The sequence below is a fragment of the Variovorax sp. dw_954 genome (genome assembly GCF_018449755.1).
Classification (GTDB): Bacteria; Pseudomonadota; Gammaproteobacteria; order Burkholderiales; family Burkholderiaceae_C; genus Variovorax.
Genome location: NZ_JAAVVD010000011.1, coordinates 92,828 through 107,507, shown reverse-complemented (window position 1 = coordinate 107,507; position 14,680 = coordinate 92,828). Strand labels below are relative to the sequence as shown.

Genomic DNA, 14,680 nt, shown 5'->3' with positions numbered 1-14,680 from the left:
AACGATGTCTCAGTTCAGCGCGTCTTTCAGCGCCTTGCCGGGACGGAACTTGGGGATCTTGGCGGCCTTGATTTTAATCGCAGCGCCGGTGCGCGGATTGCGGCCCGTGCGCGCGGCACGCTTACCTACAGCGAAAGTACCAAAACCCACGAGGGACACCGAGTTGCCCTTCTTCAAGGTCGTGCGAATCGCCCCGATGGTGGATTCGAGTGCGCGGGTGGCGGCTGCTTTGGAAATATCGGCATTCTTTGCGATGTGTTCAATCAGTTCGGTCTTGTTCACAAGGGCCTCTTGTCGGAAAAAAAGTTGTCAGGTATCGCCGATGGCATGACCGACCCCGCAGTGGTGCCGCGCTGCGCGGTGCGAGAAGGAGGGAGACAGTTTCGGCGCGTCGGCAGCGCACTGCCGACAACGATTAAAGCCACTGGTCTACGGGGTGTCAATAAGACATCACGCCGGTCAGACCAACGGCCTCCGCAATTTTAGGGGCCTTTCGTGCAGTCCTTTTCAAAGGGCGTCGGCGATGGCCTTTCCGAGGTCGGTCGTGCCGGCCGTTCCGCCGATGTCGGGCGTGCGCGGCGCGCCACTCTTCGGTGCCAGCACGGCCTCGATAGCGGCAAGGATCGCGTCGTGCGCATTCTTGTGGCCGAGGAACTCGAGCATCATCGCGCCGCACCAGATCTGGCCGATCGGATTGGCGATGCCCTTGCCTGCGATGTCCGGTGCGGAGCCGTGCACGGGCTCGAACAGCGAGGGCGTGGTGCGTTGCGGATTCAGGTTGGCGCTGGGCGCGATGCCGATGGTGCCGGTGCATGCGGGGCCGAGATCGGAGAGGATGTCGCCGAACAGATTGCTCGCGACCACCACGTCGAAGAAGTCGGGCCGCTGCACGAAATGCGCGGTGAGGATGTCGATGTGGAACTTGTCGAGTTCGACATCCGCATAGTCCTTGGCCATGGCTGCAACGCGCTCGTCCCAGTACGGCATCGTGATGGAGATGCCGTTCGATTTGGTGGCGCTGGTCAGGTGCTTCTTGGGGCGCGATCGGGCCAACTCGAACGCGAACTTCAGCACCCGATCCACGCCGATGCGCGACATCACGGTCTCCTGGATCACGATCTCGCGCGGCGTTCCTTCGTACATGCGTCCGCCGATGCTCGAGTACTCGCCTTCGGTGTTCTCGCGCACGATGTACATGTCGATCTCGCCGGGTTGACGCGGGGAGCCGTCGCGACGGACCACGGGCGCCGTGATGCCGGGCATGAGGCGCGCGGGGCGCAGGTTGATGTACTGGTCGAACTCGCGACGGAACAGCAGCAGCGAGCCCCACAGCGACACATGGTCCGGGATCTTCTGCGGCCAACCGACGGCGCCGAACAGGATGGCGTCGTGACCGCCGATCTGGTCCTTCCAGTTGTCTGGAAGCATCTTGCCGTGCTTCTCGTAGTAGTCCCAACTCGAGAAATCGAAGTGATCGAATTTCAGGTCGATGCCGAACTTTCGTGCGGCCGCGTCGAGGACGCGGATGCCTTCGGGCATGGTCTCCTTGCCGATGCCGTCGCCGGCGATGACTGCGATGCGTCGTGTGCTCATTCAGGGTCTCCAGGAATCAGTTGGGAAAGAAGGCGAGGGCCGCGTCGGCAATGGCTTGCGGCGCCTCTTCGGGAAGGTAGTGGCCGCACGGCAACGCACGGCCGGACACATCGAGTGCGCGCTCGCGCCACAGTGACAGCACGTCGAAACAACGGCCAACCGCGCCATGCTCACCCCACAGCACCTGCAGGGGCTGGGTGAGCAGGCGGCCTGCGGCGATGTCGGCGCGGTCGTGTTCGAGATCTATCGAGGCAGAGGCGCGGTAGTCCTCGCAGATCGCGTGGGCCGTGCCTTCGATGGCGGCGCATCGCTCGTATTCCGCGAGTGCTTCAGCTGCGAATGGCACGAGGCCGGCGTGACGGCTGCCGATCACGCTGCGCACATAGCGTGCGGGTCCGGATTCGATCAAGGCCTCGGGCAGGGGCGGCGGCTGGATCAACAGGAACCAGTGCCAGTAGGCGCGTGCGAATGCCTCGCTCGTGTCGCGGTACATCGCCAGTGTGGGCGCGATGTCGAGCAGCAGCATGCGATCGACAGCGCCCGCATGGTCCGCAGCAAGCCGATGCGCCACGCGTGCGCCGCGGTCATGCGCCAGTACGCCGAAGCGATCGAAGCCGTGGTGTTTCATTACGGCCAGCGCATCGAGCGCCATCTCGCGCTTGCTGTAGGCAGCATGGTCCGCGCCGGCAACAGGTCGGCTGGAGTCGCCATAGCCGCGCAAGTCCATCATGACGAGCGTGAAGCGCTGCGCCAGCATGGGGGCCAGGCGATGCCAGATCACGTGGGTCTGCGGATGTCCGTGCAACAACAGCAAGGGAGCGCCGCGACCGCCGATGCGGCCATGCAGGCGGACCGGGCCGCGCAGGACTTCGAAGGGGGTGAATGAATTGAGCACAGGATGATTGTGCGTTGCGTGCCTTGGCGCATCAAGCAACAATCCGCCAATTGATACTTTCCAGCATGGCAAGAATAGATCGCGACGACCTTGAACTGATGCAGGCCATTCGCGCGCAGGGAAGCCTCGCAGGCGCGGGGCTCGCGCTGGGCGTGGTGCCCTCGGTCATCACCAAGCGGCTGGGTGCGCTGGAGGCGCGGCTGGGACAGCGCATGTTCGAGCGCACGACGCGGCGCCTGAGCCTGACGACCGAGGGCGAGGCGCTTTGCCTGCGGGCCGACAGCCTGCTCGACGGCTTTGCTGCGCTGGAGACCGAACTGTCGGAACGGCAGGACGCATTGAACGGCACGTTGCGGCTGATCGCGACCTTCGGCTTCGGCCGCCGCTGGGTCGGGCCGGCGATTGCGGCATTCCAGGCGCGGCATCCCGGACTGCGGATCGATCTCCACCTGACCGAGCAACTGCCCGACCTCGGCGCCGAAGGCTTCGACGGTGCCATCTGGCTCTGGAGCGTGCAGAGCCGGCACGCGAGCGACTGGGTCACGCGACGCATCGCGCGCAACCAGCGGGTGCTGGCTGCGGCGCCGAGCTATCTGGACCGCTGCGGATTGCCAGCGGATCCGCCGGCGCTGGCGGGGCATGAATGCCTGGTGACTCGCGAGAACGCCAATGCACTGCAGCGACCGGTCGACCTGTGGTCGCTTCGCCATTCGCGAGATGGCAGCACCGCGCGCGTTCGCGTGGGCGGCGCGCTGGCCAGCAACTCGGGCGAGATGGTGCGCGACTGGTGCCTGGAAGGGCGGGGCATCATGCTGCGCAGCCTCTGGGACATTGCGCCGCAGTTGGCCTCGGGCGAACTCGTGCGGGTGCTGCCGCAATATGCGATGCCCGATGCGGACATTCACTGGATCGCGCCCTGGCGACCGAAGACGCCGCGCCGCGTGCGCTTGCTGATCGACCATCTGGTCGAGGCGTTTCGCTCCGAGCCGTGGAAGGTCGAGACTGCAGCCGCGCCGAAGCCGGCACGTCGCGGCGCCAAGGCTACGCCGGCGCGCCGTCCCCGCGCACCACCAGGCTGACCCCGACGGCCGTCATGCCGATGCCAGCCAATGTGGTCAGGGTGATGGGTTCGTCGAACAGCAGCCAGGCCATGACCGCGGTGCAAGGCGGCACGAGGTACAGCAAGCTGGTGACCGCCGTCGCGGTGCCGCGCTGGATCAGCATGTAGAGCAGTGAACTGCCACCCAGCGACAGTGCGAGAACAGACCAGGCCAGCGACCCCATCACGGCCGCATTCCAGACGATGGCGTCGCTTTCCATCAACGCGAATGGCAAGGTCACGACCAAGGCGGCGGCAAGTTGGACGGCACTGGCGCTGCGCACATCGCAGGGTGCGACAAAGCGCTTCTGGTAGAGCGTGCCGACCGTGATCGACAGCAGCGCAAGAATGGCCAGGCTCATGCTGAGCGCGGTGACTTCGCCGCCCTGCCCCAGCTTGCGCGACACCACCAGCACCAGGCCTGCGAAGCCGAGCAGCAGCCCGGCCCACTGGCGTTTGGTGATCGCGCCGCCATTGAGCGAGAGCCACACCGCCGTCAGCACCGGCTGGATGCCGACCAGCAAGGCCACCAGGCCCGAGCCCATGCCGGCCTTGACGGCAGCCCACACGCCGCCCAGGTAACCGGCCTGCATCAGGATGCCGGTGACGACCAGATGAAGCCACTGTTCCCGTCGCTGCGGCCATGCGACGCGCGCGACGGCGATCCACAGCCCGAAGCAAAGCACCGAGAAGGCATAGCGCACCGCAAGGAACTTGAGCGGCGGCGCATACGGCATGCCGTAGCGCGCCACGATGAAGCCGGTGCTCCAGATCAGCACGAAGACCGCCGGCATCAGCCGAAGCCAGGCGGTGTCGCGCGCCTCGGCCGTCATTTGGCGCGGGCCCGGATCTCGGGCAGCGCCTTCTGCAGGTAATAGACCATCGACCAGACGGTGAGCACGGCGGAAATCCAGATGAGCCAATGGCCCCAGGTACCCGTGTCGATGCGGTCGAACAGCTGGCCGTCGTAGAGGAGGAACGGGATCGCCACCATCTGCACCACCGTCTTGACCTTGCCGACCATGTGCACGGCCACGCTCTTGCTCGCGCCGATCTGCGCCATCCATTCGCGCAAGGCGGAAATCGCGATCTCGCGGCCGATGATGATGAGCGCCACGAAAACGTCGGCGCGCTGCAGGTGGACCAGCACCAGCAAGGAAGCGCAGACCAGGAACTTGTCGGCCACCGGGTCGAGGAAGGCGCCGAAGGAGGAAGTCTGGTTGAGCTTGCGGGCCAGGTAGCCGTCGAGCCAGTCGGTCAAGGCGAACACGACGAACATCACCGTGGCGATGAGGTTGCGCATCGGCTCGGCGATGGGCAGGTAGAACACACCGACGATGAGGGGGATCGCGACGATGCGCGTCCAGGTCATGATGGTCGGCAGGGTCCAGAACATAGCGCTTGATTGTGACTTGGATTAGTGAAGGGCCTTGTAGATGTCTTCCGCAAGGTCGAGGGCGATGCCTTCGACCGACGCGATGTCCTCGACACTGGCCGCCGCAACCCCGCGGATTCCGCCGAAGCGCTGCAGCAGGCGGGCGCGCCGCTTGGGACCGATGCCCGGAATGTCTTCGAGCTGGCTGCCGCCCACGCGGACCTTGGCGCGCTTGGCCCGCATGCCGGTGATGGCGAAACGATGGGCCTCGTCGCGGATCTGGGCGACCAGCATCAGGGCGGCGGAGTCGCGGCCGAGGTAGACCTTCTCGCGGCCGTCGGCGAACACCAGTTCTTCCAGGCCGACCTTGCGGCCTTCGCCCTTCTCGACACCGACGATCAGCGACAGCGGCAGGCCCAGTTGGCTGAAGACCTCGCGCGCCATCGAGACCTGGCCCTTGCCGCCATCGACCAGCACCAGGTCGGGCATGCGCGCGGCCTTGGTTCCGGCGGGTGCGTCGGCACCGGCGCCGTCGCCAGGCGTGGGCGCGTCGGTCTCGGCGGCCATGGTCTCGGCCAGCCGGGCGTAGCGCCGCGTCAGGACCTGGCGCATGGCGGCATAGTCGTCGCCGGGCGTGATGCCCTCGATGTTGTAGCGGCGGTATTCGCGGTTCTGCATCGCATGCTTCTCGAACACCACGCACGAGGCCTGCGTGGCCTCGCCAGCCGTGTGCGAGATGTCGAAGCATTCGATGCGCATGCTGTCGAGGTCGTCAGGCGCGAGTTCCAGCGCATCCACCAGCGCACGCGTGCGCGCCTGCTGCGAGCCTTCCTCGGCCAGCAGGCGGGCCAGCTGGAGGCCTGCGTTGGTCTGCGCCATCTCGAGCCAGTGGCGGCGCTGCTCGCGCGGCTGGAACACTGCCGTCACGCGCGTGCCGGCCTGCTGCGACACCGCCTCGATGAGCGAGCGGCTCACCAGTTCGCTGAGTACCAGCGTGGCGGGCACCGGCACGTCGATGTAGTGCTGGGCGATGAAGGCTTCGAGCACCTGGACTTCGACCGGATCGGCCGCAGCAGGCGCGCTGCCTTCGTCCAGTTCGTCAGGGTGGACGAGCGAGGCGTCCTCCACATGCACCGGGAAGTAGGCCCGGTCGCCCAGATGCCTGCCGCCGCGCACCATCGCCAGGTTGACGCAGGCCTTTCCGCCCTGCACCTTCACGGCAAGGATGTCGACGTCCTTGTCCGATGCGATCTCGATCGACTGCTGGTGCAGCACACGCGAGATCGCCGACATCTGGTTGCGCAGTTCGGCAGCCTGTTCGAACTCGAGCTTCTCGGCATGCGCGGTCATGCGGCCTTCGAGCTGGCCGAGCACCGCCTGCGTGTCGCCCATGAGGAAGGACTCGGCATTGGCCACGTCCTGCGCATAGGCCTCGGGCGTGATGTAGCCCACGCAAGGGCCGGTGCAGCGCTTGATCTGGTAGAGCAGGCAGGGCCGGGTGCGATTGGCGTAGACCGTGTCCTCGCAGGTGCGCAGCTTGAAGACCTTCTGCAGCAACTGGATCGACTCCTTTACGGCCCAGGCGCTCGGATAAGGGCCGAAATAGCGGTGCTTGCGGTCGGTCGCGCCGCGGTAGTACGCCAGGCGCGGGAAGGTGTGCGAGGCGATCTTCAGGTAGGGGTAGCTCTTGTCGTCCCGGAACAGGATGTTGTACCTGGGCTTGAGCGACTTGATGAGGTTGTTCTCGAGCAGCAGCGCCTCGGCCTCGGAGCGCACCACAGTCGTTTCCATGCGCGCGATCTTGCTGATCATGTGACCGATGCGCGTGCCGCCGTGGCTCTTCTGGAAGTAGTTGGCCACGCGCTTCTTCAGGTTGCGCGCCTTGCCCACATAGAGCACCGCGCCAGCCGCATCGAAGTAGCGGTAGACGCCCGGGAGCTGCGGCAGGGCCGCGACTTCGCTGAGGAGTTGATCGGAATGCACGTCTGACATGGCGGCTATTGTGGCTTGGGCCGCGAGCGCGATCATGGTGCGCCCAAGCTCTGCACTTGGTAGTGTCGGCCTTGTATTCCAGCATTTTCTCAAGCAGGATGTTCTGGCTGCCGCACGCCTTGTGCGGCACGCGGGAGGGCCCGGCGCAACGCGCCGAGGCATCGAAAAAAACCAACGCTGGATTTGCCTCATGAAAACCCGATATCCCTGGTGGCTCGCCACACCGGTCGCCTTGTCGCTCGCTCTCGCCGGCTGCGGCGGAGACTCCAACAACGGCGCCTATTTCCCCATCACGCCGCAGCCGCCCGTGGCGGTGGACGCCAGTTGCCAGACCAGCACGTCGGGCGGCTCGGTCACGGTCGGATCCGGCCTGGCCGGCGACCCTGCCCTGCCGGAACCGGCTTCCGGCTATGTCGTCGGGCACAAGGTGGTCACGGCCAAAAGCTACATGGTGGTGGCCAACCACCCGCTGGCGACGCGCGCCGGCTGCGACGTGCTCAAGGCCGGCGGCAGCGCGACGGACGCGGCCATCGCGGTGCAGGCCGTCCTGGCATTGGTCGAACCGCAATCGAGCAGCCTGGCCGGCGGCGCCTTCCTGCTGCACTACGACGCGAAGACGAAGAAGGTCCAGGCCTATGACGGCCGCGAAACCGCGCCGGCAGCTGCCACCGGCAACTACCTGCGCTACGTCGACGACGCCTCGGACCCGACGGCGCCCTTGCCCAATGCCCGCGCCAGCGGCCGCTCGATCGGCACGCCGGGCGTGATGCGCATGCTCGCCCTGGCGCATGGCGACCATGGCAAGCTGCCCTGGAAGAACCTGTTCGGCGAAGGGACCGACCTCGCGACCAACGGCTTCAAGATCGGCGGGCGCATGGCCGCGGCGATCGCGCTGTCGGCCCCGAACCTGAAGCGTGACGCCGAGGCCGCGGCCTACTTCCTCGACGCCGCCGGCAACCCGAAGCCCCTGGGCACGACGCTCACCAACCCGGCCTATGCCGAGGTGCTGAAGGCGCTGGCGACCCAAGGCGCCGATGCGCTCTACACCGGCCCGATCGCGGAGGCCATCGTGGCCAAGATCCAGGCGACCCAGGGCGCGGACGGCTCGGTCATCACGCCCGGCAAGACCACGCTGGCCGACCTCAAGAACTACCAGGCCAAGCGGCGCGATCCGGTGTGCGCCACCTATCGCAGCTACAACGTCTGCAGCATGTCGCCGCCCTCGTCCGGCGGGATCGGCGTGCTGTCCACGCTCGGCATCCTGGAGAACTTCCCGCTCGGCAACTATCCGCCGGGCAATATCGACCTCGAAGGCGGCAAGCCCGCCGTGATGGGCGTGCACCTGGTGAGCGAGGCCGAGCGCCTGGCCTATGCGGACCGCGACAAGTACGTGGCCGACACCGACTTCGTGCCACTGCCCGGCGGCAGTCCCGACACGTTGCTCAGCAAGAGCTACCTGAGTTCGCGCGCTGCCTTGATCAGCCTCACGCGCAGCATGGGCACGGCCAGCGCGGGCGACTTCGGCGCGCCGCCGCTGGGCATCGACAAGACGGTCGAGCAAGGCACGACGCACCTCTCGATCGTCGACAAGGAAGGCAATGTGGTGACCATGACGACGACGGTCGAATCCACGCTCGGCTCCTATCACATGGCGCGCGGGATCATGCTGAACAACCAGTTGACCGACTTCAGCGCATCCCCGGTCGATGCGACGGGCGCACCGGTGGCCAATCGCGTGGCGCCGGGCAAGCGCCCGCGCAGCACGATGGCGCCGGTGCTGGTGTTCAAGGGCAGCGACACGGGCGACTTCCTGATGGCCACCGGCTCGCCGGGCGGCGGCACGATCATCCAGTACGTCGTCAAGACCACGGTGGGTGCGCTCGACTGGGGCCTCGACGCGCAACAGGCCACGTCGCTGGTCGACTTCGGCGCGGCCAACAGCCCGACGACCAACGTCGGCGGCGAGCATCCTGCAATCGACACGTCCAACGGCGGCAACAACGATGCGCTGATCACGGGGCTGCGGGCGCTGGGCCACACCGTGTCGACCGCCGCGCAGAGCAGCGGCATCTCCACCATCATCCGCAAGAAGGAGAGCGGCGTGACGGTGCTGACGGGCGGGTCCGATCCGCGGCGCGAAGGGATCGTGCTGGGTGACGCGCCGGCGCGCTGACGCAGTACCGGGCGCAGGTCAATCGCCGTGGACCGGTTCGCAACGCACGTCGGTCTTCACCGAATTGGCGATGAAGCACTGCGCGTGCGCTTCGTGATGCATGGCGTCGACCTGCTCGCGCGATGGCTGCGGGTCGCCCGAGAAGGCGACGCTGGGCCGCAGCGTGACCACGGTCATGGCCACGCGCCGCTCCTCGTTGCGCGCCATCTTGCCTTCGGCGCTGTCCCGATAGCGATCGACCCTGAAGCCCCGGTCCCGCGCAATCGACAGGAACCAGAGCATGTGGCAGCTCGACAAGGAGGCAACGAATGCCTCTTCCGGGTCGACCGCCGATGCGTCCGACATCGGCAGCGGCACGACGTGCGGCGACGACGAGCCGGCCAGTGTCGCACCGCCGTCGAAGCGGATCAGGTGGCGGCGGCTGTAGCGGTTGTCCAGGAAATCCTGGTCGGAACGCTCCCAATGGATTTCAGCGGTATAGACGGCCATGGCGAGGGACCTCGATTCGGGGCTGTAGAGTAACCGCGATGCGCTGGGACATCTTCTGCAAAGTCATCGACAACCACGGCGACCTGGGCGTGTGCTGGCGGCTGGCTTGCCAGCTGGCCGCGCAGGGCGACGGCGTGCGGCTCTGGGTGGACGATGGCGCCGCGCTGGAATGGATGGCGCCGGTGGGGCTTGCCGGCGTGGAGGTAGTCGACTGGCGCGCGCCGGCGGCCGTGGTCGAGGCTGCAGCGGCGCCGGCGCCGGACGTGCTGATCGAGGCATTCGGATGCGATCCGGCGCCGGAACTGATCGCGCGGTTCGCGGAGGCGGCGTCGGAGGGCCGGCCCGCGCGGCCCTGGATCAACCTCGAATACCTGTCGGCCGAGCCCTATGTCGAGAGGCTGCACGGCTTGCCGTCCCCGGTGTTCCGCGGGCCGGGCGAGGGCCTGTCGAAGCGATTCTTCTATCCGGGATTCACCACCGCCACCGGCGGCCTCCTGCGCGAGCCCGACCTGACGGCGCAGCAGGAAGCCTTCGACCGCGCGGCCTGGCTGGTCGCGCGGGGCATCGAATGGCAGGGCGAGCGGCTGGTCTCGCTCTTTTGCTACGAGCCGCCAGCGCTGGCGGACCTGCTGGCGCAGCTTGCCGCCGGGCCGGCGCCCACTCGCCTGCTGGTCACACCGGGCCGTGCAGCGCAGGCGGTCCAGGCGATCACTGGCTCCCGGCGGGGCATGGAGCGCTTGCCGGGCGGGCTGGGCGCGCTGTCCATCTCCTACCTCCACCACCTTGCGCAACCGGATTTCGACCACTTGCTGTGGGCCTGTGACCTGAATTTCGTCCGGGGCGAGGATTCCTTCGTGCGGGCCATCTGGGCCGGCGCGCCGATGGTCTGGCAGATCTACCCGCAGGACGACGATGCGCACCACATCAAGCTGGCAGCTTTCCTGGACTGGCTCGGCGCCCCCGCCTCGCTGCGCCATGGCCACACGATCTGGAACGGATTCGAGGCCGGCCCGATGCCGCTGCTCGACCGGGAGACGCTGGCCGAATGGCGCGCCAATGCCCAGTCCGCGCGCGACCGGCTGTTGCAACAGAACGATCTGGTGACACAGTTGCGCAGTCTGATTTCGCAAAAAAGCTAAAATTGCGGGCTTTGCGAAATTCGGGCCGGATTCTCATCTGGTCCCGCTCCCTTTTCGCTGAACCCGCCGCGGGAACCATGCAGCTTCAGGCCCTCCGTCTGCAGTCGCTCCGAGCGGCCCAACATCCAGAGACCCTGATATGAAAATCGCTCAAGAAATCCGCGCTGGCAACGTCATCATGCACGGCAAGGACCCGATGGTCGTCCTCAAGACCGAATACAGCCGCGGCGGCCGCAACTCCGCCACCGTGCGCATGAAGCTCAAGAGCCTGATCGCCAACTTCAACACCGAAGTGGTGTTCAAGGCCGACGACAAGATCGACCAGATCGTGCTCGACAAGAAGGAGTGCACCTACTCCTACTTCGCCGACCCGATGTACGTCTGCATGGACGAAGAGTTCAACCAGTACGAAGTCGAAGCCGAGAACATGGGCGACGCGCTCAACTACCTCGACGACGGCATGCCGGTCGAAGTGGTGTTCTACGACGGCAAGGCCATCTCGGTCGAACTGCCGACCAGCGTCGAGCGCGAAGTGACCTGGACCGAACCCGCCGTCAAGGGCGATACCTCCGGCAAGGTCATGAAGCCGGCCAAGATCTCGACCGGCTTCGAAGTGGGTGTGCCGCTGTTCGTGGCGCAAGGCGATCGCATCGAAATCGACACGCGCACGGGCGAGTACCGCAAGCGCGTCTGAGGCTTACCCCGCACACTTGAAAGGCTCCGGAAGGGGCCTTTTTTGTTTTTGGGTCGGACAGCCGAACGCGAAGGTCGCGAAAGGAATTCCAAGACTTTCTGGAGCGAGAGAAAGCTCCGGACGCACCTCGATTGCGCTTGATCGGCGCCCGGGCCAGGCGCTGACTGGACAGGTTCCGGACCTGTGTGAGGCCCCGCGCCGCGTGGAAGACTTGCTCAGGGCCGCCCTGGATGCGCGGCGAGCCAGTCGGCCTGCGCGGCCAGCACATCTGCGGGGGATCGGCCAGCGAGTTCGCCGTACACCGCTGGCGCGGTCGCGCCTTCGGTGTTGATGAGCAGGACGCGCGAGTCGCCATCCAGGCCGACCTGCAGGCGCGATGGCGGCGTCCCAGCCAGACTTTGCAGCGCAGCCAGGCCCGCTGCGCCTGACTCGCCACTCAGCACCGGCATGTCGCCCTCCGCCCCATCGGCCAGCGTGCGCATCCCGGCCACTGCCGCGGCGTCGGGGATCGTCATGAAGAAGTCGACGGCCGGCTCCAGGAAGCGCCATGCGAGGGGCGAGGTCTGGCCGCAGGCCAGGCCGGCCATCACCGAATCGACCGACCCGGTCGCGAGCGCCGGTCGGCCCAGGCGGGCGCTCTGGATGAGGCAATCGGCCTGCTCCGGTTCGACCACGATGAAGAGGGGCCGCGCGGCGCCGAAGCGCTCGCAGAAGTAGCCCACGATGCCGGCGGCCAGCCCGCCGACGCCGCCTTGCAGGATCACGTGCGTCCAGGGGCACTCGACTGCCGGTTGCTGTTCGAGCAACTCGTCGACGATGGCCGCGTAGCCCTGCATCACGTCGCGCGGGATCTCTTCGTAGCCTTCGTACGAGGTATCGGAGACCACCTGCCAGCCGTTGGCCTCGGCCAGCCGCGCCGCCTCCCGCACCGACGCGTCGTAGTTGCCGGCAATGCGCACGATGGTTGCACCGAAAGCCGCGATCGCGTCCTTGCGCTCCTGGCTCACCTGCGCATGCAGCACGATCACGCAGCGGCAGCCGAGGCTCTGCGCGGCGGCGGCCAGCGCGCGGCCATGGTTGCCGTCCGTGGCGCTGATGACAGTGAAATCGCGCAACGCCCGCGCATGCCGCCCGGCGAACAGGTCCGCGGGCTTGAAGCCGCTGTCGGGCCAACGGCGCAGCACCAAGCGGAGCAGCGCGATGGGGGCGCCCAGCACCTTGAAGCTGCCCAGTGGCGAGCGCGCGGATTCGTCCTTGAGGTCCAGCCTGGCGATCGCGTGCCGCCGCGCCAGCCCGGGCAACGTCCGCAGCGGCGTCGCGCCGGCGTTGAGGCCCGGCCAGTGCGAGAGCCAGCGACGGCTCTCGCGGGCGGTGGCGATGTTCATGACCTGCGCGAGCGCGGGCTGGTAGGCGCCGCGCCGGGCGCGCGTGTTGGCAATCAGCATGGTGACTTTCAGCGCGGCAGGCGGATGCGCGCCAGTTCGGCAAAGTAGCGGGCGCCCACGGGTAGCACGCTGTCGTTGAAGTCGTAGCGCGCGTTGTGCAGCGGCACGCCGCCCTGGCCCGCATCGCCGTTGCCGATGAAGACGAAGGCGCCGGGCACGTGGCGCAGGAAGGCGCCGAAGTCCTCGGAGATCATCATCGGCTGCACGTTGGCATCGACCTTGTCGGCGCCGACGATGGCGGTGGCGGCGGCCAGCGCGGTCGGCACGCATTCGGGCCAGTTCACGGTCGGCGCGAACTCGTGCGTGTACTCGAAGCTGCATTCGGCTCCGTGGGCTTGGCAGATGCCCATGCAAATCTCTCGCATGCGCCGCTCCAGCAGCGCCTGCACCTCGGGCGCGTAGCTGCGGGTGTCGCCCTTGATCGTGACGCGCGTCGGGATGGCATTGCGGATGCCGTCGGTGATGAACTCGGTGCAGGACACGACAGCGGACATGCCGGGGTCGACCGAGCGCGCCACCACCGTCTGCAGCGCCAGCACGATCTCCGCGCCGATCACCAGCGGGTCCACGCCCATGTGCGGCCGGGCCGCATGTCCACCGCGGCCGGTGATGCGGATCACGAAGTTGTCCTCGCTGGCCATGATGCCGCCCGCGCGGGTGGCGAAGTGACCGGCAGGCATGCCCGGCATGTTGTGCGCGCCATGGATCTCGTCGACCGGGAAGCGCTGGAACAGGCCGTCGTCCATCATCGCCTTGGCGCCGCGGCCATGTTCCTCGGCCGGCTGGAAGATGAAGCGCACCGTGCCGTTGAAATCGCGCCGTTCCGCCAGCAATTGCGCCGCGCCCAGCACCATCGCCATGTGGCCGTCATGGCCGCAGGCGTGCATGCGGCCGGGTGCCTGCGAGGCATGCACCCGGCCGGCGGCGTCCTCGGTGATCGCGAGCGCATCCATGTCGGCGCGCAAGCCGATCACGCCCTGGCCATCGCCCACCTTCAGGTTGGCAACGACGCCCGTTCCGCCGATGCCGCGATGCACTTCCAGGCCCAGCGCATTGAGCACGCTGGCGACATAGTCGGAGGTCTTCTTCTCCTCGAAGCCGGTCTCGGGGTGGCGATGCAGGTGATGGCGCCAGCGCACGAGTTGCTGGTCGAAGGTGGTGGTGCTCATGGCAGTGATCTTAGGAACGGGCGGGTGAATGGATTTACCATTCCGGCCCCTCTTTTGCTGCATTTGGCTCGACTTTGCCCGCCGGATGAAACGGATCGCCGCATGAACCTCGATCGCCTCGACACGCAGATCCTCGACGCGCTGCAGCAGGACGCTTCGCTGCCCCTGCGCACCTTGGCCGACAAGGTCAGTGCCTCGCCTGCGACCTGCCAGCGCCGCATTGCCCAGCTCAAGGCATCGGGTGTGCTGCTCAAGCAGGTGGCGATCGTGGACCGGCTCAAGGTCGGGCGGCCGCTCACGGTTTTCGTGTCTGTCGAGCTCGACAAGCAGAACGATGCCCTGCTGCGCAACTTCGAGAAGCGCATGAGCGCGGAGCCCGACGTCATGGCCTGCTACGAGGTGTCCGGCGAATTCGACTTCCTGCTCGTGGTCAATGCGGCGTCCATGGAGCGCTATCACGCGTTCACGCGCGAGGTGTTTTCATCGAACAACAACGTGCGCAACTTCAAGAGCACCTTCGCCATGAACTGCTCCAAGTTCGAGACGCGCATACCGCTCGCCGAGCCGCCGGTCTGACCCTCATAAAAGGGGTTGGCCCGCATCCTGCAACGCGCACA

At 66.9% G+C, this 14,680-nt stretch carries 14 protein-coding genes; 5 read left to right on the top strand and 9 right to left on the bottom strand.

From position 1 onward, the window contains the following. Positions 1-9 precede the first annotated feature (9 nt). The 3 genes from HB681_RS18310 to HB681_RS18300 all read right to left on the bottom strand — a co-directional run bounded on the left by HB681_RS18310 (position 10) and on the right by HB681_RS18300 (position 2,488). Positions 10-282, bottom strand: a complete 273-nt coding sequence (locus tag HB681_RS18310; RefSeq protein WP_068642416.1) for an HU family DNA-binding protein — start codon at positions 280-282, stop codon at positions 10-12. A gap of 225 nt (positions 283-507) precedes the next feature. Beyond that, positions 508-1,593: a tartrate dehydrogenase gene (locus HB681_RS18305; RefSeq protein WP_213956287.1), complete on the bottom strand. Its 1,086-nt coding sequence runs from the start codon at positions 1,591-1,593 to the stop codon at positions 508-510. Between the two features lie 16 nt (positions 1,594-1,609). Beyond that, the gene (locus HB681_RS18300) at positions 1,610-2,488 is read right to left on the bottom strand and encodes an alpha/beta fold hydrolase (RefSeq protein WP_213956285.1); all 879 of its coding nucleotides are present in this window, start codon (positions 2,486-2,488) and stop codon (positions 1,610-1,612) included. A gap of 74 nt (positions 2,489-2,562) precedes the next feature. Here HB681_RS18300 and HB681_RS18295 point away from each other — a divergent pair, with 74 nt between their 5' ends. Continuing rightward, the gene (locus tag HB681_RS18295) at positions 2,563-3,567 is read left to right on the top strand and encodes a LysR substrate-binding domain-containing protein (RefSeq protein WP_213956437.1); all 1,005 of its coding nucleotides are present in this window, start codon (positions 2,563-2,565) and stop codon (positions 3,565-3,567) included. Here the strand turns inward: HB681_RS18295 and HB681_RS18290 are convergent. The 3 genes from HB681_RS18290 to uvrC are packed head-to-tail and all read right to left on the bottom strand — an operon-like array spanning position 3,530 to position 6,954. Next, positions 3,530-4,420: a DMT family transporter gene (locus HB681_RS18290; RefSeq protein ID WP_213956284.1), complete on the bottom strand. Its 891-nt coding sequence runs from the start codon at positions 4,418-4,420 to the stop codon at positions 3,530-3,532. The genes HB681_RS18295 and HB681_RS18290 overlap by 38 nt on opposite strands. Further along, positions 4,417-4,983: a CDP-diacylglycerol--glycerol-3-phosphate 3-phosphatidyltransferase gene (pgsA, locus tag HB681_RS18285; RefSeq protein ID WP_213956283.1), complete on the bottom strand. Its 567-nt coding sequence runs from the start codon at positions 4,981-4,983 to the stop codon at positions 4,417-4,419. The genes HB681_RS18290 and pgsA overlap by 4 nt, the downstream gene beginning before the upstream one ends. A 21-nt stretch (positions 4,984-5,004) precedes the next feature. After that, a complete protein-coding gene (uvrC, locus tag HB681_RS18280) occupies positions 5,005-6,954 on the bottom strand; it encodes an excinuclease ABC subunit UvrC (RefSeq protein ID WP_213956282.1) in 1,950 nt (649 codons plus the stop codon). A 190-nt stretch (positions 6,955-7,144) separates the two neighbouring features. Between uvrC and HB681_RS18275 the strand changes: the two genes are divergently transcribed. Next, complete coding sequence (locus tag HB681_RS18275) at positions 7,145-9,127, top strand: gamma-glutamyltransferase family protein (RefSeq protein ID WP_213956281.1); 1,983 nt, start codon at positions 7,145-7,147, stop codon at positions 9,125-9,127. Between the two features lie 18 nt (positions 9,128-9,145). Here HB681_RS18275 and HB681_RS18270 read toward each other — a convergent pair whose 3' ends face one another. Next, positions 9,146-9,616, bottom strand: coding sequence for an OsmC family protein (locus tag HB681_RS18270; RefSeq protein WP_213956280.1), 471 nt, complete (start codon positions 9,614-9,616; stop codon positions 9,146-9,148). A 38-nt stretch (positions 9,617-9,654) separates the two neighbouring features. Here HB681_RS18270 and earP point away from each other — a divergent pair, with 38 nt between their 5' ends. Together earP and efp are read left to right on the top strand one after the other, a co-directional pair. Next, positions 9,655-10,755, top strand: a complete 1,101-nt coding sequence (gene earP, locus HB681_RS18265) for an elongation factor P maturation arginine rhamnosyltransferase EarP (protein ID WP_213956279.1) — start codon at positions 9,655-9,657, stop codon at positions 10,753-10,755. 139 nt (positions 10,756-10,894) lie between these two features. Further along, the gene (gene efp, locus HB681_RS18260; RefSeq protein WP_213956278.1) at positions 10,895-11,449 is read left to right on the top strand and encodes an elongation factor P; all 555 of its coding nucleotides are present in this window, start codon (positions 10,895-10,897) and stop codon (positions 11,447-11,449) included. Between the two features lie 215 nt (positions 11,450-11,664). Here the strand turns inward: efp and HB681_RS18255 are convergent, their stop codons facing one another. Together HB681_RS18255 and HB681_RS18250 are read right to left on the bottom strand one after the other, a co-directional pair. After that, the gene (locus tag HB681_RS18255) at positions 11,665-12,894 is read right to left on the bottom strand and encodes a diaminopropionate ammonia-lyase (RefSeq protein ID WP_213956277.1); all 1,230 of its coding nucleotides are present in this window, start codon (positions 12,892-12,894) and stop codon (positions 11,665-11,667) included. Between the two features lie 8 nt (positions 12,895-12,902). Beyond that, positions 12,903-14,063, bottom strand: a complete 1,161-nt coding sequence (locus HB681_RS18250) for a M20 aminoacylase family protein (RefSeq protein WP_213956276.1) — start codon at positions 14,061-14,063, stop codon at positions 12,903-12,905. Positions 14,064-14,165: 102 nt separating this feature from the next. Here HB681_RS18250 and HB681_RS18245 point away from each other — a divergent pair, with 102 nt between their 5' ends. Continuing rightward, the gene (locus HB681_RS18245) at positions 14,166-14,639 is read left to right on the top strand and encodes an Lrp/AsnC family transcriptional regulator (RefSeq protein WP_213956275.1); all 474 of its coding nucleotides are present in this window, start codon (positions 14,166-14,168) and stop codon (positions 14,637-14,639) included. Positions 14,640-14,680: the final 41 nt, after the last annotated feature.

What these genes read in the sequence shown, in the direction of transcription:
- HB681_RS18305 (WP_213956287.1), bottom strand. Translation starts at nt 1,593, where the DNA reads ATGAGCACACGACGCATCGCAGTCATCGCCGGCGACGGCATCGGCAAG.
- HB681_RS18290 (WP_213956284.1), bottom strand. Translation starts at nt 4,420, where the DNA reads ATGACGGCCGAGGCGCGCGACACCGCCTGGCTTCGGCTGATGCCGGCG.
- pgsA (WP_213956283.1), bottom strand. Translation starts at nt 4,983, where the DNA reads ATGTTCTGGACCCTGCCGACCATCATGACCTGGACGCGCATCGTCGCG.
- uvrC (WP_213956282.1), bottom strand. Translation starts at nt 6,954, where the DNA reads ATGTCAGACGTGCATTCCGATCAACTCCTCAGCGAAGTCGCGGCCCTG.
- HB681_RS18275 (WP_213956281.1), top strand. Translation starts at nt 7,145, where the DNA reads ATGAAAACCCGATATCCCTGGTGGCTCGCCACACCGGTCGCCTTGTCG.
- HB681_RS18270 (WP_213956280.1), bottom strand. Translation starts at nt 9,616, where the DNA reads ATGGCCGTCTATACCGCTGAAATCCATTGGGAGCGTTCCGACCAGGAT.
- earP (WP_213956279.1), top strand. Translation starts at nt 9,655, where the DNA reads ATGCGCTGGGACATCTTCTGCAAAGTCATCGACAACCACGGCGACCTG.
- efp (WP_213956278.1), top strand. Translation starts at nt 10,895, where the DNA reads ATGAAAATCGCTCAAGAAATCCGCGCTGGCAACGTCATCATGCACGGC.
- HB681_RS18255 (WP_213956277.1), bottom strand. Translation starts at nt 12,894, where the DNA reads ATGCTGATTGCCAACACGCGCGCCCGGCGCGGCGCCTACCAGCCCGCG.
- HB681_RS18250 (WP_213956276.1), bottom strand. Translation starts at nt 14,063, where the DNA reads ATGAGCACCACCACCTTCGACCAGCAACTCGTGCGCTGGCGCCATCAC.
- HB681_RS18245 (WP_213956275.1), top strand. Translation starts at nt 14,166, where the DNA reads ATGAACCTCGATCGCCTCGACACGCAGATCCTCGACGCGCTGCAGCAG.